Origin of the sequence: Paenibacillus sp. FSL H8-0261 (assembly GCF_045040645.1) — a bacterium.
GTDB lineage: Bacteria > Bacillota > Bacilli > Paenibacillales > Paenibacillaceae > Paenibacillus_AQ.
On record NZ_CP150297.1, the window covers coordinates 3,086,343 to 3,103,140 of the forward strand.

The 16,798-nt window shown below is 40.8% G+C and carries 20 protein-coding genes; 17 read left to right on the forward strand and 3 right to left on the reverse strand.

The genetic code is table 11. From position 1 onward, the window contains the following. Positions 1 to 147: 147 nt before the first annotated feature. The 14 genes from mraY to MHI27_RS13755 all read left to right on the forward strand — a co-directional run bounded on the left by mraY (position 148) and on the right by MHI27_RS13755 (position 11,388). Positions 148 to 1,101: a phospho-N-acetylmuramoyl-pentapeptide-transferase gene (gene mraY, locus MHI27_RS13690; RefSeq protein ID WP_405176489.1), complete on the forward strand. Its 954-nt coding sequence runs from the start codon at positions 148 to 150 to the stop codon at positions 1,099 to 1,101. A gap of 47 nt (positions 1,102 to 1,148) precedes the next feature. After that, positions 1,149 to 1,460 carry an ArsR family transcriptional regulator gene (locus MHI27_RS13695; RefSeq protein WP_341125355.1) on the forward strand — a complete coding sequence of 104 codons (312 nt, stop codon included), beginning with the start codon at positions 1,149 to 1,151 and terminating at the stop codon, positions 1,458 to 1,460. Between the two features lie 83 nt (positions 1,461 to 1,543). Beyond that, the gene (locus MHI27_RS13700; protein ID WP_405176490.1) at positions 1,544 to 2,722 is read left to right on the forward strand and encodes an MFS transporter; all 1,179 of its coding nucleotides are present in this window, start codon (positions 1,544 to 1,546) and stop codon (positions 2,720 to 2,722) included. A gap of 176 nt (positions 2,723 to 2,898) precedes the next feature. Continuing rightward, on the forward strand, positions 2,899 to 3,525 hold the full coding sequence (locus MHI27_RS13705; protein ID WP_405176491.1) for a thermonuclease family protein: 627 nt from the start codon (positions 2,899 to 2,901) through the stop codon (positions 3,523 to 3,525). Between the two features lie 151 nt (positions 3,526 to 3,676). Continuing rightward, entirely contained in the window at positions 3,677 to 4,132 is a 456-nt protein-coding gene (locus MHI27_RS13710; RefSeq protein WP_405176492.1) for an NUDIX hydrolase, read from the forward strand. A gap of 91 nt (positions 4,133 to 4,223) precedes the next feature. After that, positions 4,224 to 5,327 (forward strand): PRK06851 family protein, encoded by a 1,104-nt coding sequence (locus MHI27_RS13715; RefSeq protein WP_405176493.1) that lies wholly within the window; start codon positions 4,224 to 4,226, stop codon positions 5,325 to 5,327. A gap of 147 nt (positions 5,328 to 5,474) precedes the next feature. Beyond that, entirely contained in the window at positions 5,475 to 6,218 is a 744-nt protein-coding gene (locus tag MHI27_RS13720) for an AzlC family ABC transporter permease (protein ID WP_149644341.1), read from the forward strand. Continuing rightward, the gene (locus tag MHI27_RS13725; protein ID WP_042187788.1) at positions 6,215 to 6,526 is read left to right on the forward strand and encodes an AzlD domain-containing protein; all 312 of its coding nucleotides are present in this window, start codon (positions 6,215 to 6,217) and stop codon (positions 6,524 to 6,526) included. The genes MHI27_RS13720 and MHI27_RS13725 overlap by 4 nt, the downstream gene beginning before the upstream one ends. A gap of 33 nt (positions 6,527 to 6,559) precedes the next feature. Further along, entirely contained in the window at positions 6,560 to 8,068 is a 1,509-nt protein-coding gene (locus MHI27_RS13730) for a PLP-dependent aminotransferase family protein (protein WP_341145129.1), read from the forward strand. Between the two features lie 106 nt (positions 8,069 to 8,174). Continuing rightward, on the forward strand, positions 8,175 to 9,149 hold the full coding sequence (locus MHI27_RS13735; protein ID WP_405176494.1) for an ROK family protein: 975 nt from the start codon (positions 8,175 to 8,177) through the stop codon (positions 9,147 to 9,149). 87 nt (positions 9,150 to 9,236) lie between these two features. Then, a complete protein-coding gene (locus tag MHI27_RS13740) occupies positions 9,237 to 9,506 on the forward strand; it encodes a PQ-loop domain-containing transporter (RefSeq protein ID WP_076286400.1) in 270 nt (89 codons plus the stop codon). 110 nt (positions 9,507 to 9,616) lie between these two features. Next, on the forward strand, positions 9,617 to 9,853 hold the full coding sequence (locus MHI27_RS13745; protein WP_405176734.1) for a GNAT family N-acetyltransferase: 237 nt from the start codon (positions 9,617 to 9,619) through the stop codon (positions 9,851 to 9,853). A 22-nt stretch (positions 9,854 to 9,875) separates the two neighbouring features. After that, positions 9,876 to 10,751: a serine/threonine protein kinase gene (locus tag MHI27_RS13750; RefSeq protein WP_405176495.1), complete on the forward strand. Its 876-nt coding sequence runs from the start codon at positions 9,876 to 9,878 to the stop codon at positions 10,749 to 10,751. A gap of 103 nt (positions 10,752 to 10,854) precedes the next feature. After that, a complete protein-coding gene (locus MHI27_RS13755; RefSeq protein WP_042187799.1) occupies positions 10,855 to 11,388 on the forward strand; it encodes a hypothetical protein in 534 nt (177 codons plus the stop codon). A 3-nt stretch (positions 11,389 to 11,391) separates the two neighbouring features. Here the strand turns inward: MHI27_RS13755 and MHI27_RS13760 are convergent, their stop codons facing one another. After that, entirely contained in the window at positions 11,392 to 11,826 is a 435-nt protein-coding gene (locus MHI27_RS13760) for a DUF4395 domain-containing protein (RefSeq protein WP_405176735.1), read from the reverse strand. A gap of 162 nt (positions 11,827 to 11,988) precedes the next feature. Between MHI27_RS13760 and MHI27_RS13765 the strand changes: the two genes are divergently transcribed. Together MHI27_RS13765 and MHI27_RS13770 are read left to right on the forward strand one after the other, a co-directional pair. Beyond that, positions 11,989 to 12,558, forward strand: a complete 570-nt coding sequence (locus tag MHI27_RS13765) for a TetR/AcrR family transcriptional regulator (protein WP_405176496.1) — start codon at positions 11,989 to 11,991, stop codon at positions 12,556 to 12,558. A 49-nt stretch (positions 12,559 to 12,607) separates the two neighbouring features. Further along, positions 12,608 to 14,062 carry a DHA2 family efflux MFS transporter permease subunit gene (locus MHI27_RS13770; protein WP_042193817.1) on the forward strand — a complete coding sequence of 485 codons (1,455 nt, stop codon included), beginning with the start codon at positions 12,608 to 12,610 and terminating at the stop codon, positions 14,060 to 14,062. A 159-nt stretch (positions 14,063 to 14,221) separates the two neighbouring features. Here MHI27_RS13770 and MHI27_RS13775 read toward each other — a convergent pair whose 3' ends face one another. Further along, positions 14,222 to 15,040 (reverse strand): SDR family oxidoreductase, encoded by an 819-nt coding sequence (locus tag MHI27_RS13775; protein ID WP_076286394.1) that lies wholly within the window; start codon positions 15,038 to 15,040, stop codon positions 14,222 to 14,224. Between the two features lie 57 nt (positions 15,041 to 15,097). Next, positions 15,098 to 15,631 (reverse strand): PadR family transcriptional regulator, encoded by a 534-nt coding sequence (locus tag MHI27_RS13780; protein WP_405176497.1) that lies wholly within the window; start codon positions 15,629 to 15,631, stop codon positions 15,098 to 15,100. A gap of 235 nt (positions 15,632 to 15,866) precedes the next feature. Here MHI27_RS13780 and MHI27_RS13785 point away from each other — a divergent pair, with 235 nt between their 5' ends. After that, positions 15,867 to 16,772: a hypothetical protein gene (locus tag MHI27_RS13785; RefSeq protein ID WP_405176498.1), complete on the forward strand. Its 906-nt coding sequence runs from the start codon at positions 15,867 to 15,869 to the stop codon at positions 16,770 to 16,772. Positions 16,773 to 16,798 lie beyond the last annotated feature (26 nt).

Below are 16,798 nucleotides of genomic sequence, written 5' to 3' on the forward strand. Positions count from 1 at the left end.
AGATACAAGTGAGAGGGATAAAACTTTACATAATTCAAGCGATCTTAATAACTCTCAAAACAATTTTGTGAGTGTGAGTTAGGTTCCAGAGTAGATATTGGAGTGGAAGTGTTAAAATAATGCTTTTCAAAGAGGGGAGTTTGTTATATGTTTGGAATTATGGCTATTTCCGGCCTGTCTTTTCTTCTAGTGGCGATGTTTACACCGCTGTTGATCTGGATGCTACACAGGCTGAGGCTAACGCAGCCGATTCGCTCCGAGTTACCAGCGGATCATCAGGCCAAATGTGGTACACCGCTTATGGCAGGGTTGGTCCTGCTTATCGGGATAGCGATCTCGTTACAGTTTCATCCCGGACCTCTAATGTTACTCTTATGCGTCACGTTTTTGTTGTTCAGCTCAGTCGGATTTCTCGATGATTTCAAAAAGGCTTTTTGGCAAAATCCGTCCGGCATCACCGGTCGCTCAAAGCTAGTGTTACAATTTACTTTTACTGGAACCGTTTTGTATGTGTTGTTCCATTCGTTCGGCCTGACGAGCGATATTGGGTTATTTCAAGGGCACTATTTGCAATTGCCTTTGTACCTTTATGTCGGAATCATTTTGCTGTTTGTGGTGGGCTCCGCAAATGCCATCAATTTTACGGACGGTCTTGATGGGCTACTGATCAATGTAGCCATTCCGACGTATTTTTTCTTTTTTATGATTTCGGACAAACCTGAAGTGCAGACATTTTCCCTTGTCATGATCGGCTGTCTGCTTGGGCTTTTCCTTTATAATATTTATCCGGCAAGAGCTTTTATGGGCGATACAGGATCACTGGCGATCGGTGGCTCTCTTTCCATTTTGGCTGTCATTGAGAAGGTCGAGCTTTTGATTCCGATTTTGTTTTTCGTCTATTTTGCGGAGCAGTTATCGGTCATATTACAAGTTTGGTACTATAAACGAACTAAGCTGCGGCTGTTCCGAATGGCTCCGATTCATTACCATTTCAGCTTAAAATACGGATGGAGCGAAAATAAAATCGTGATGATCTTCGGTTTCATTTCGTGGGTATCCGTACTGATTTGCTGGTTAATTTGGAAATATCTCATGCACTAAATAAATTTTACATTTACAAATCTATAAAAGTAGATATAATGAAATGCATGGAACCTTTAGTGATATTTAAAGCTTTGTCTAACGAGACACGTAGTCAGATTATGATGTGGTTAAAAACTCCGGGGGAATTCTTTGATGAGAAACCTTATTTACAACAAGGCCTTAGTTTTCGAACTGGAATATGCGTGGGAGATATTCAAGCTAAAGCGGGACTTGCACAGTCTGTTATCTCGAGTTATTTGTTGACAATGCAAAAAGCTGGTTTGTTGGAATCTGAGCGAATTGGGAAGTGGACGTACTATCGTCGGAACGAGAAGACAATTCAGGAATTCTCCGAGTATATTAAACAGAAACTATAAATGAGAGGAGGGAAGACTTTTTTTTTGATAATACATATCTACAAATCTGTATATGTGAATTTAAATGGAGGATTATTTTAAAAATGAAAAAGATTAACCCGTTGCTTATCATTATTCTGGCTTTAGGTGTATTTGGTATTATCACTACGGAAATGGGGATTATAGGTGTTCTTCCGCAGATAACTCAAAAATTTAATATATCGACTGCACAGACTGGATGGCTGGTAAGTATATTTGCTTTAGTCGTTGCCATTTCTGGTCCATTTCTAACATTACTGGCTTCTGGTATTAATCGTAAAGTTATTCTATTAACGGCTGTACTTATTTTTGCAATTTCAAATGTTGTGTATGCTTATACAACTATGTTTGAAGTAATGTTGATTTTTCGTATTATCCCTGCTATTTTTCATCCTGTCTTTTTTTCAGTTGCTCTTGTGACCGCTGCTCAACTTGTCCCACCAGAAAAGAGTACTAAAGCAGTTACAAAGGTTTTCGCCGGAATCACAGTCGGGTTTGCTTTTGGTGTGCCTTTGACTTCTTATCTCGCGGACAAAATATCATTAGAAGTTGCTTTCCTGTTTGGTGCTGTTGTAAGTATAATTGCCTTTTTAGGGATACTCGCTTGGCTTCCTTCCATGCCTGTTAAAGAAAAAATGTCTTATGGCAAGCAGCTTGGTATACTTCGCAAACCCCTATTGTGGTTAAATATTGTGACTGTTATTTTTATCTTTGCAGCTATGTTTTCTGTATATAGTTACTTCGCTGAGTATCTTGGTCAAGTAACACAGATGAATGGATCATGGATTAGTATCATGTTGATGGCCTTTGGTATAGTCATGATTTTTGGGAATTTTTTATTTGGGGGCCTTTTGCATAAAAGCATTCCAAAGACCGTCATCATGTTTCCTCTGCTATATGCGGTAACTTACCTCTTCGTTTATTATCTAGGATCTTATTTCATTCCGATGGTTATTATCATAATCATTTGGGGGGCAGTACATTCCGGCGGACTCATTGTCAGTCAAGCATGGTTAACGACCGAGGCAAAAGAAGCTCCCGAATTCGGTAACAGCTTGTTTATTTCATTTTCCAACCTTGGAATTACTATAGGGACTGCTATCGGTGGTTGGTTTATTTCTCGCTCGGGTATACATGAACTCCTCTGGATTGGAATTATTTTTTCCCTGCTTGCTTTCTTATCGATCATAATCAAAATAAAAATTTCTAACCTAAACGTAACAGAAGCTAAGCTGGGTGATTAACGGAGATTATGAGTTTATTAAAACAGCGACAGCCATGTATCTTATTTTTCTGATACATAGCTGTCGTTGTTTTCTATATTATATTAAGTATTACATACTTGTGTTTTTTACTATTTTGATTTATTTTAATTAGACCCCATGAAGCTATTACATATGTATAAGAAAGAGGTTTATCCATGAGTAAAACGTATCTATTAAAAATCTGCTTAGCCATCACCCTCATACTCGGAACAGCTACCGCTTGCACTTTCGCCGAGCAGTCTACTCCAGATCAAGCTCCATCTCCATCTCCATCTCCATCTATAACAACAAGTCCTAGCCCTACTGCAAAGAATACACAAGAGGATAACAGACGTTTATTAGATGCTAAGGTAACACGGGTAGTTGATGGTGACACCATGAAGCTGACTATCGACGGTAAAAAAGAAAAAGTACGCTTGCTACTAGTCGATACCCCTGAATCCGTTAATCCGAACATTCCTGAGCCACAGCCATTTTCGATAGAAGCCTCTGATTATGCCAAAAAGATGCTTACTAATAAAGATGTGCAAATTGAACTAGATGTATCAGAACGAGATAAATATGGTCGTCTACTCTGTTATCTCTATATCGATGGCAAAATGTTTAATGAGCTTCTGCTAGAGCAGGGTTATGCACGTGTGGCATATGTATTTGCACCTAATACGAAATACGTAGATCAATTTAGAGCTATTCAGGATAAAGCAAGAGAGCAGGGAATCGGCATCTGGAGTATTGAAAATTACGCGCAAAACAATGGTTTTCATGTTCCAAAAACGAAATAAATATCAAGTAATCAGGATTTATAGAGCTACCATGAGGTAGTTTTTTTTATTTGCTTTCGAATGTTATAAATGTAATATTGTGGTATGGTTCCTGTGATTATATTTGGGGATGAACAAAAAAACAAGCCATTAAGGAAAAGGATGCTGTGTAATGAGCAATTATATTATGGAGCTAAGAAAACTAGTAGGTACCAGGCCGCTTATTATGGCAGGAGCCTGTGTTTTGTTGTGTAGCGAGCAGCAATTACTATTACAACGTAGAACGGACAACGGTTGCTGGGGGTTGCCAGGTGGCTCGATGGAGCTTGGGGAGACTTTGGAAGAGGTTGCTAAAAGGGAACTTTTTGAGGAGACAGGTTTACAGGCCAAGGAACTTGAATTGTTCGACATGTTTTCTGGACAAGAGCTTTATTACAAATATCCAAACGGTGATGAAGTATATAATGTTGTAGCCGCTTATCTATGTACAGAATTTGACGGTGCGCTTAAAGAAGATGGAATTGAAGTGCAAGAAGTCCGTTTTTTTAATTATGGAGGATTGCCTAGCGAGTTATCACCTCCTGATGTTCCAGTCATTAAGAGATTTATGGATCATTTTATGAAGTAAGACCACATCTCACTTAAAGTGTCACCTTTCCCAGGGAACCATAATACGATGAAATATGAACCATGACATTAGCCCGGAAAGGTGTGCGATTATGAACGGAACAATCCTCAATTTCTTTGCTGGCGGGAATACGGCTCACGGCTTTTACAGCCTCTATGAGTCGTCATTGCAAAGTTTAACGCGTCTATATGTTTTAAAAGGAGGCCCAGGTACGGGGCAGACCAAACTGATTAGAGAAATTGGAGATCAGTTGAATCAACAAGGTTATGAGATCTGGTTCATCCACACTGCATCAGATAACGATTCATTCGACGGTGTGATTATTCCCAAATTAAATATAGGAATTGTGGATGGAACAGCTCCGCGAGTAATAAACCCTGAACTGCCTGAAGAGTCCATCGTATTCGTAGATTTGGAGCAGGCCGCTGATCAGTTCCAGTTGTGTCAGCAGAAGTTGGAAATCGATAATTTAGTCGGAGCCATTAAACAAGAACATGAATTGGCTTATGCTGGCTTTGCTGAAGCTCTTCGCATTCATGACGAATGGGAAGCAATTTATATCGCGAAAATGGATTTTCAAGCAGCTGATGAGCTGACACAGGAGTATATTAAGCTTTTGTATGATGATCAGAAATCTGATAAATCCAGCCGGGTAGATCATCGTTTTTTAGGTGCGGCGACGCCTAAGGGGGCCGTGGATTTTGTTCCTAATCTAACCTCAGGACTAAAAAGATATCTGGTTAAAGGACGTGCGGGCTCCGGAAAATCTACACTGTTAAAGAAAATAGCGGCTGAAGGCATCAAACGTGGTTTCGATGTTGAAATTTACCACTGTGGCTTCGATCCAAATAGCCTTGATATGATTATTGTGCGTGAGCTTGGCTTTGCTATTTTTGATAGTACGGCTCCACACGAGTACTACCCAGATCGGGCAACCGACGAGATCGTCGATATGTATTCCCGCTGTATACTGCCTGGTACAGATGAAGAATATTCCGAAGCTATAGCCGGCATTAAAGAGCGATATTCGAGTACCATGAAACAATCCACACAACATCTTACAGACGCAAAAGTATTCCTAGTTGCATTAAAGCAAATCTATACTTCTACCCTGAATTTTGATCGAGTAGACCAGATTAAATCGCAGATTTTAGAGGAAATCAACGAGATTGTTGAAAGTCCACTGGAGGTTTAAACCTACATTTAAGATCGCTCTCTAGAGGGTGGTCTTTTTTTGTGAGAAAAGAAATTGGTATGGTACATACGCACCAATGTGGTTATTTCCACTGGAACTTTATCCAAGTATGCTCTCTCTAGTAACAACGATAAGGGAGAGAAACTTATGAATGATCAAAAAGTAATGTTTAGAACAGGGCTAAAAGATTCTATCGCAATTGTTGCAGGATTTATCCCAGCTTGCTTTACGTTTGGATTGGTCGGTAAGGGGTTAGGTCTAGGAAGTCTGGAAGTATTCTTATTGTCAGCGCTCGTATTTGCGGGGGCTAGTCAATTTATCGGTGTAAAAATGCTTGCCGCAGGAGCAGCCGCTCCAGTGATTTTACTGCTTACTCTGATCATTAACTTAAGATATTTGTTTATCAGCTTATCCTTTGGAGGGCAGTTAAATCGTAACATCAGTGTACTAGCGAGAACTTGGATTGGCTTCAGTTTAACAGAAGAGGTATATGCCGTTAGTATGATCCCTCGAGAAGGAGTAAATCGTAAAACGGAGAATGAAAAAATGAACCAGCCATTAGGACTTCCTTATCTGCTAGGCCTACAAATCCCTCCCTATGTCGCTAACCTGATAGCAACAGCTTCGGGGATCACCCTTGCCTCCTATATCCCAGCTTTATATTTACCGGCGCTAAACACGTCATTATATGCCTTACTAATTGCACTTGTTGTACCTCAATTGAAAGGCAGCTTACGGAATATGGCTATATGTATATCAGCTGCAGGATCATCTTGGCTACTGAACCCTTTGCTGGGAAACTCTTCGATTCTTATAGCTATGTTGATCGGCATGGCAGTGGGTTCCTTAATTAAAGGGCAAGTGAAAGCGGAGAAGGGGGTATCCGTATGACTATATTAATCATCATAGGTATGGCTGTTATTACATTTTTATTTCGTTTTGTGCCTTTACTGCTTACGAACCATACAAATGGTTCTTCCAAAGTCCAAGCGCTACTGGAGTATTTGCCCATAGCGGTTCTTAGTGCGTTAACGGTACCTGGAATCATTCAGGTAGACCCAGATGTTAATCTTGTGGGTATCGCATCAGGGACTGTCGCTGTTATACTGGTATTAATTAGAAAAATTCCGCTGCTCTTCGTGATTCTAGGCTCTGTTTCCGCAGCAATACTCGTAAAAATGCTAACCCTATATTTTTAAATCAAAAGTCGGAACAGAAGGGGAGGACCTCTTATGAAGCATGATTTGCTGATCACACTCGATAAAGAACGACAGATACCATTTAGCCGTCAAATTTACGAGCAAGTTCGAAATGCTATCCATTCAGGAGCTTTAAGCGGGGGGGATCCCCTGCCTCCGTCTAGAACTTTGGCCAATCAGCTTGGAGTATCCAGAAGCGTGGTCCTTCAATCCTATGAGCTACTACAGGCAGAAGGGTATCTGGAGATGAGAAAAGGGGCGGGAACGTTTATTGCGGAGTTGACGTTGGAGGAGAAAGTTACAAAAGATTATGAGAGCCCTTACAATTTTATAACGAAGGGACCTGATATCCTTACGCTTAATCCTCCTTCTACTAGAGAAGTTGATCATTTGAACCCGGTATTTTGCGATTTTCGACATGGTGTACCTGCTTGGGATGCGTTTCCTATGGATCAATGGCAAAAAGCTCTAATGAATGCTTGCCGCCGTGCTTCACCGGATACTTTAGGCTATGGCCCTGCGGAGGGTTCACTGGGACTACGCCGAGAAATTGCTCGTTTATTACGTTCCACGCGGTCTATGCCCGTTGTTCCAGAACAAATCGTGATTACTTCTGGAGCTACGCAAGCTCTTGATATTTTATCGAGGATTTTCTTATTTAAAGGTGATCAAGTCATTGTTGAAGATCCTTCACATAGCGTTGTGCGTGAAATATTTTCTTTTGCTGGGGTAGAGGTCATACCTGTTAAAGTAGATCAAGATGGCATCTGTGTGGAAGAGATCCAGTCAAACAGTGATAACGATAAAGAAGGTAATCTTAAAAAATCGCCAAAGCTAGTCTATGTTACGCCTTCTCACCAGTTCCCTTTTGGGACGACACTGTCCTTGAAACGAAGAGTTCAGCTGTTGGATTGGGCGAAAGCTAATCATGCTTTTATTATTGAAGACGATTATGACAGTGAATATAGGTACGAGGGTCCGAAATTATCCGCGCTTGCTGGTCTAGATGTTGAGGGTCGAGTCATTTATGTAGGCAGCTTTAGTAAAGTATTATTTCCTTCTCTGCGGATAGGTTATGTTGTGCTGCCTCCGGCTTTGCTTCAACCTTTTTTAGCTGTTAAATGGATTACAGATCGCATGTCTTCTGCTTTGGATCAGGAAGCGTTAGCTGAATTTATTCAGAATGGTCACTATGCAAGGCATGTTACACAGATGGGTAAGCTGTATGCCTCTCGTAGAGCCTGTCTCGTAAATAGCTTGAATACTGAATTTGGGAGTCGAGTGCGATATTATGGCGAGGAAGCGGGGCTGCACTTACTGATTGAGCTGGAGTCGGATGCCGAAGAGAATCGTATAGCTGAAGTGGCGCTCCGTTACGGAGTTCGTGTATATCCTGCATCCTCTTATTTTCTGGAGAGTAAACCTAAGGGACCTGTGTTTCTACTAGGCTATTCTAATCTTACTGAGAATCAGATTAAGATGGGTGTGAACAGATTGATGTTAGCCGAAGTAGAAGCGACAGTTAGTAGTAGTCATTTGTAATAGAAATGTTGGAACTTTATCATATAACTTGTATGTTCCCTCTATAGTTTCAGCCTTCAGACATTCATAATGAAAGGTGAAGTTATTTCTAATTCTGGAGGTTCTTATGAAACGCTACATTATAGGAATTGATCTCGGTGGAACGAATATCAAAGCAGGAATTTACGATTTCGATTTTATAGCTGTAAAAGAAATATCTACACCTACAGAGGCAGCCAAAGGCCCGTTACATGTGCTGGAACGGATTAGAGAAGCTGTACGTTTGATTACGGTTGAAGCGGATATTTCGTTAGATTTAGTAGAAGGTATGGGAATCGGAGTGCCCGGATTACTTGATCCGGTAGCGGGCATTTCTTTTTTCTCACCTAATTTTCCGGGGTGGGAGCAAGTACATGTTGTTGACGAGATGAAGAAGTTTTATGATTTCCCTATTTTCATTGATAACGATGTACGGGTTAATCTGTATGGAGAATGGCAGCAAGGTGCAGGCAGAGGTTACAACAATCTAGTTCTGATTACTTTGGGAACGGGTTTAGGATCGGGTATCGTGAACAACGGGAAAGTAATCTACGGCACGTCTTATAGCGCTGGTGAAATTGGGCACATGAATATGTACAGGAACGGACGACCTTGTAAATGTGGGAGCTCGGGCTGCTTGGGACGATATGTCTCCGCGCTTGGCATGGTGAACACTTTTAAAGAGAAGCTGAAGGAAGGCCGAACCAGCATGATTCAGACCTGGACAAATAATCAAGAAGAGCAAATTACCGCGCTAATGATATCTGAAGCCTACGAACTCGGAGACGCTCTCTCTATGGAGGTCATGCAGGAGACAGGGACTATACTTGGCTTTGGATTAGCGAATGTAGTGAATATGCTCAACCCTGATCTTATTATTGTAGGTGGGGGGATGGCAGCAGCGGGCGATAAATTGCTCCAACCTGTAAGAGAAGCTGTAAGTCAGCATGCGTTGAAGCTATCTGGAAGTAAGTGTGAAATTGTTCAAGCTTCGCTGGGAAGTCGGGCCGGAACTATTGGTGCTGCCTCTTATGCATATAGTAAGCTTAAAGAAGCAGAGTAGCTAAAAATAATTGTTAATTTAGTATGAACTGGAACCAGATGGAGCCGCCCGGAATACAACAGTAATAAAATCCGTGGAGGTGCTCATATGTTTGCAATCATGCAATTAATAGGTGGGGTGATCCTGTCTTTGGGATGGATTCCTCAAATTATTCAAATCCTTAAATCAAAATCCGTAGCCGATTTAAATTTGAAGTCGTATTTACTTATGCTGCTCGGGATTAGTCTAATGGAAGCATACGCGATAAGTTTGGCGGTTACGGGAGTAGGTTTAGCTTTTTTGATTACGAATACGATGTCCTTATGTGTTGTGTTGCTGGTTATTATTCTAGTGCTTAAATATCGAGCAAGATCATGATTGAAGTTAAGAAGGTAGGAAACGGAATGACGTACAGTTATCGAAAAGCCGCATCTACGGATTATGCCGCAATATGACAAGAACAAGATTTGTACTGGCTATGAAATGTTATTGTTTCACCCGATTATAGAGGTAAGGGAGCCGCGGAGTATTTGATTCGTACCATGCTTGCTGCTGCTAAAAAGGACTTACAGCTTCAAGAGTTACATCTAGTTTGTCATAATGTGAATACTAAAGGGATGTTATTATACTCCAGGTTAGGGTTTAAGCCGTATGAAATTGTCAAAAGATCAGGTCCTCATGAAACAATCATCGCTGGAATCTTTATGAAAATAGAGCTAACTTAGGTTAGTAAATGTGGAGGTACATTTGAGCGAAAAATATTTTACATACGAAATCGATGCAGTAACTTTTCAATTGCAAGAGCCTTGTGATTTTGCTTGGTTATCTAAACTTGGTAGGGTGTTCAAAGTGTTCGATCAGCAGGATTCGGGAAATCTTTCTTTTGGTGTGGAGAAGGAAGGTCAGAAGTATTTTGTGAAATTTGCTGGTGCAAAGCCTTTGACTTACGATGGAAACCCCTCGGATGCTGTTGATAATCTGATTAAAGCTATTCCGTTGTATAATGAGCTTGAATCTGAAGCGCTGATCTATCTGGTGTCACATTTTGAAGTTGGAGTGGGATATGCAGCGGTGTTTGAATGGTTTGAAGGGGAATGTTTACATTCGCATTGGCTGTTTGCAGGAGAAGCTAAGTTGAACCATCCGGAATCGCCTTTTTACCGCTATAGGCAACTATCTATTGAAAAACGTTTAGCGTCCTTAGACGTAATCTTTGCATTTCATGAACATGTTGAGTTGCAGGGTTATGTCGCTGTCGATTTTTACGATGGAAGTATTCTTTATAATTTCGTGAACGATGAAACAAGGATTTGTGATATTGATTTTTATAGAGCTAAGCCAACTGTAAATGACCTGGGAGAGAACTTCTGGGGCTCATCGAGATTTAAGTCACCGGAAGAGTTTATCTTGGGTGCACCGATTGATGAAGTTACCAATGTATTCAATATGGGCGCAACAGCATTTGTTCTTTTAGGAGGAGCCTCCGACCGGTCTTTTGCAAAATGGGAAGCGAGCCAAGCGCACTACGATATTGCTTTACGGGCGGTTAGCCTGGAGCGTGAGCAGCGGTATCAGAGTGTAGCGGAATTTAAATTAGCTTGGGATAGAGCAGAAATTGTTTGAGGTGTATGGGTATTGAGAACTGCTTAAGCTGCAAGATAAGAATGATAGCCCTGCTATTGTCACATGATATGATTTATAAATAGAACAAGCAGGAGGGATTTCATTGAAAAGAGACATTCAGCATGTTCCCTACGGCTATGAGCCACCGGTTGAACAACGTAAAGGGACGTTAGTGTTTTACGATTCTTTTGAACATATAACAGATCAGGAGCTTGTAATCGCGGCAAAAACGGCCACCGATCGGCGTTTCACTAAGCTAGTGCTATATCCGCTTCATGAAGAAACGGTGAGACGGATGACCAAAGAGCCGGTGAGCGCTTATTATAAGCGTGAGGACCGGCTGCATGAATGGAAGAGGGAGCAAGGACTTAGCTTCATCACGGTTGAGAGTTTGGAAGGAAAGCGAAAGAAATATACTCCGCTTGATTCCGCGCTTCGGCATCTTGCAGAAATCTATCCTTCGCCGATTTTTCTGTATTTAACACCTGAGGTGGCAAATCAGTTTGCGTCTTACTCCTCTTTTGAAGAGTGGATTGTAAAAATCCGCTTATTGTTGCCATCTGCACCTTCATCACTTCATCCAAGGCTACTAAAATTTCGCCATCGCTGGGATGTTGTTGGAGAAGAGAAAGATTAAGATTTAATGTGTGCTGCTCTGTTTACGTCTGTAATTGTACATTCTCCACTGATAATGGATAAAACATCCGATGCAAAAACCAAGTATCGCAACAGTGGCTGCCACTGCAACTAGCGCTGTGAAAATATAGGCAGCAATCGTCCACCCCGCGATGAAGCTGATCAGACCACCTGTGAGGCAGAAGACAGCAATCGTTTGGTTAAACTGTTGCTGTGACCAGTCTTCGTGTACATAGTGCGAACGTTCTTTTGTCAGAAACTTAGCAGCCAGTTTAATAATGGGATTATAGCCGAACAAAAGTCCGAGCAATCCGGCAAACAAGGGCAGCGCAAGAATCCAGTGCTGTCCTGTTAGCCATGTCAATATTACAGAAATGACGATAAACGCCTGATTAGTCTTTACTAATGGTCGTGGAATTCCTTTGGGCACGTCTTGCATCTTATTCACACCTTTCTCATTGGAATAATTATAGTATACGCTGAGGTTGAGGGAATGGGAAGTAGATTACTTTGAATTTAAGTAATTTATATGTTGACATATCTCTTAAAAATATGGTTTTATTATGTAGACCAATTGTTATAATGCAAAGGAAGTGTCAGCTTGTCGAACAAGCCGAATACGCGTGAGGCGATTCTGGACACCGCTTCGAAATTATTTTTTTCTCAGGGATATCATGCAACAGGACTAAATCAGATTATTAAAGACAGCGATTCACCGAAGGGATCTCTTTATTATTACTTCCCCCACGGTAAAGAAGAGCTGGCTTTAACATGCATTAACCGGACTAGTCTAACAGTCGCTCAGAAACTGAACTGTCATATGGAGAGCAGCAATAGTGCAGCTGAAGCAATGGAGGATTTTATTCTAGGCATGGCTATGGATGCAGTGGAATCTTCATTTGAGGGGATTGTTCCATTTAGTTTTTGGTTAGCGGCGGAGACCTCTTGTATTAGTGAGGAGCTGCGGACTGCATGTAAATCTGTGTTTATAGACTTGCAGGATGTGATCAAGAAACGCCTTCTGGAAGAAGGTGTGGAGAGCAACACTGCAGCCGATAAGGCTTCAGCAATAGTCTCATTATTTGAAGGAGCGCTTCTTCAGACGCTGACTTTACGGGATGAACAGCCGCTTCTCGCGGCGGCGAAGATTATCCCAGCAATACTTGGTTAGAGATAGACAATAGATAAGAACATCAGGGGGATTAAGAGTGGAAGCAACTATGCAAGGAAAGCAACAAAAGGAAGTAAAGAAGTTTAAAACCATTCCGATTCTAGTCTCTTTACTACTTGCAGGATTTATCGGAATGTTCAGTGAAACCGCACTGAATGTAGCTTTAAGTGATCTTATGAATGTCCTTCAAATTACTCCAGCAACAGCACAATGGTTGACGACGGCTTATCTGCTTACACTGGGAATTCTAGTACCGATTTCGGGTATGCTGCTTCAGTGGTTCTCGACTAGACAGTTGTTTGTTGCTGCATTATGTTTTTCAATACTTGGAACGTTTTTAGCTGCAGTATCACCTAGTTTTGAGTTCCTATTAACAGCGCGTGTGGTACAAGCAATGGGTACAGCGCTTCTTTTACCACTTATGTTCAATACGATCCTTATAATCATTGCTCCTGAAAAACGGGGTGCCGCGATGGGGATGATAGGGTTGGTTATCATGGTAGCACCAGCGATCGGTCCTACTATTGCCGGTCTTCTAATTGAAAGCCTTAGCTGGCACTGGATCTTCTGGCTGTCACTGCCATTCCTGGTGATCGCATTGATATTCGGGATCCTCTTCATGCAGAATGTAACGAAGGTTACGAAGCCGAAGATCGACATCCTCTCCATAGTGTTATCATCAATCGGGTTTGGTGGAATCGTGTTTGGTTTCAGTAGCGCCGGTGAAGAAGCTGGTTGGGGAAGTCCAAAAGTAATCATTGCTATCGTAGTAGGTGTGGTATCACTCTTATTGTTTGGTTTGCGCCAAATGAAGATGAAGCAGCCTATGATTAATCTGCGAGCTTTTAAATATCCAATGTTCTCTATTGGTGTGGCTATGGTATTTATTTGTATGATGGTTATCCTGTCATCCATGTTGATTCTTCCAATGTATCTTCAACAGGGTCAAGGGTATACAGCGTTCAAGGCAGGCTTGCTGCTACTTCCAGGGGGGATTATTAACGGATTGATGTCCCCAATCATGGGTCGTCTGTTCGACAAATACGGTCCCAAATGGCTCGTTATTCCGGGTCTAATTATTGCAGCTACAGCTTTATGGTTCTTCTCCAGTATTACTGTAGCTTCTACGGTCGTATTCGTAATCGTACTTCACAGTACGCTTATGATTGGTGTGTCGATGGTATTTATGCCTGCACAAACCAACGGAATTAACCAGCTGCCGTTAGAATTATATCCAGATGGTACAGCGATCATGAATACATTGCAGCAAGTTGCTGGTGCGATCGGTACTGCATTAGCTGTCAGCATTATGTCCGCAGGTTCTAAGAGTTATTTGAAGACTGTGGCCGATCCTGCCGATCCAGCTAATATGTTGCCTGCATTCACGCAAGGTGTACAAAATGCATTTATTTTCGGAATGAGTATGGCGATTGTAGGTCTAATTCTTGCGTTCTTCGTGAAAAGAGTAGTCGTTAATCATAAAATGAATACACCAATGCATTAATCATTAAGCTTGTAAAATCCCCTTACGGTAGATAGTGGAGAAGGTTCATGTACATATGAACATACCACTGTTAATCGGAGGGGATTTTTTTAATCATAACAAGAAAGAGGGACCTCTCCCCGGTAGAATACCGAGAAGCGTCCGCCACCTAACTTCTTTTTAAGAAAAATGCTGGGCTATATTAGTCAGATACTCTGCATCATCTGTATTTTCTTTCATATGAATGAGCATTTTTGCATCTTCTCCAACAATGTACCGGAACTGACTTGTCCCATCTGTGGCGGCTTGATATATTGTTTCCGCAACAATTTCTGGAGGCGAAGCATAGGTAGGTTGTTTTTCCATCTCACCCAATTTACCCAAAAAAGCAGTAGTAAAGGGTTTATAATCAGTTAATGCATCATTAAAAAAGAACTCCATCGATCTTCCACCAAAGTCCGTCTGAATAGCACCTGGTTCAATTAACTTAACTTTAATGTTCTGTGATGCTAATTCATAAGATACGGATTCAGAAAAACCTTCTACGGCAAATTTCGTTGAATGATACAGAGACATTGTAGGAAAGGTTACTTTTCCACCCATAGAAGAGATATTGATTAGCAAACCATCTTGATTAGATCTAAAATGCGGCAATATGGCTTTAGTCATACTGATAAGGCCAAACACGTTCACTTCAAACTGTCTTCTGATCTGCTCATCTGTAGCTACTTCTATAAGACCCATTGTTCCATAACCAGCATTATTGAGAAGAACGTCAATTTTACCGAACCGCTTAATCGCTTCCGCTAACGCAGGTTGAATTGTGTCTGATTTCTCAACATCAAGCTGTAAAACCAATACATTATCAAGTGTAATAAGTTCACTTTCTTGTTCAGGTGAACGCATCGTGGCTACGACGTTCCATCCTCTTTCAGCAAAATGCTTTGCTGTAGTTCTACCAATGCCAGACGAAGCACCCGTTATAAAAATTGTTTTCATTAACAATTCCTCCTAAAGTTTTTTGAGCGTTACCTCTTCAGTTGGTTCGTACAAAACTTACTTTGTAAGCATTAGTTGCTCCATGTTTGACAACCCTTCGGCAATGATTCTGAGTTTTGCTTTATATTCTTCTATGCCAATTTGGATACAGATGATCTGTGCTGGATGCATTGTATCTTTATAAAGTGAATACTGCTCAAGTAATTGATCTAACTTATGTTGTGATTCCTCCTGTACTTGCTTCAACCAAAGAATCACCTTGTCATACCCAACAAATTCACCAAAGTATAGCCTCATCATAAAATCAGATTTCTTAATACTGTCAGCCTCTAGTGGGGCTAGCAAATAGGCGTTAAAACTATCTCTTCCTTTATCCGTGATGTTTAAAAGATTCTTATTAGGCTTACCTGCCTGCTGCACATTTTCCTTAGTTATCAAACCCTCCTTTTCCATGCGAGCAAGTGTAGGATAAATCGTTCCATAACTAGAACTATAGAAATTAGAGAATACATCCTCCAATAACTGTTTTATTTCGTAACCAGTCTTCGATTCTTTCATAAGCATGCCTAAAATAACATCCTGACTGTTCAAAATAGAACCTCCTTGTTGTTTAGAAATATTTGTATATCACGCTTATAATATATCGGTTAGATATATATTGTGTCAATATATATTAATTTGATACAGGTAACTTTATCGAAATCATAAATCACTTGTTCCTTGAGGATTGTTTGGAATGGGTACTATGAACCAATTAGTTTCAGGTTATTCCCGTATGTCTAAATATTAAGTACAATTACATATATGGCAAAAGGGAGGTCATCTATTGAACTGGAAAAAATCCGGCTTGTTAAGTATTGCTATAGCCCTTGGTTCAGTGACAGGATTCAGTACTTTGGGTATAGAGCCAGTATCTGCCGCAACGGCAACGGAATCTGCAGGCGTTTATAATCAATTCCAGCAGTATGTACAGAAGCCGACATCTCTTGCTAACGCACGTAATTATTTAATTAACCATATCAAAGAAGTGGATACCTGGACAGCGACTCAGATGACACTTCAGCTCGAGAATGCACAGAAGGCACATTTATCTGTATACTCAGAAAAGGTTTTTCCGGACAAGATGCAGAATGAGATAAACAGTGCTTTTTCCAAAAGCAAAAATCTAACCTATACCTCACTCCTTAATACGATCAAAGATGCCAACGTACGCAATGTGTTAATTGAAGGCCGGGATAAGGGATATAAGCTGGAGACCAGTGAGGGCATGTACTATCCGGTAATGCATTATGAGGGATTTAAGATCTTTAAGCCGTATATTACGAAGGACCTCGCAGCTTATATTGACATCATGGCCACCGAATCTAATCAACCGAGTGTATCTGATGCAGCGATAGTAATCAGTTGGACCGAGTTAACGAATAGAGCGCTTGCAATAGAGGATTTTGTGACGAAATATCCTGCTTCTAACCGTTCAACCGCTCTTCAAAAAGAACTTCTCATTGCAACGTCCCGCTTATTGTATGGAACAAGTAATACACCTGCATATGACTATGATGAGCAAGTTATCAAACCAGAAGTAAAAAAGGCGTATGAGAATGCACTGAAAAATAGCAAAGTTGATACTAGAATTCTTTCGATTTTAGAAAAGCTACTACAATTACTTAATTCTACGAATAATAAATTCACTCCTGTAATAGAAAAATTTCTAGTTGAAACCGTAAACTCGTAATTATTAGAGTATGTAAAGACAACATC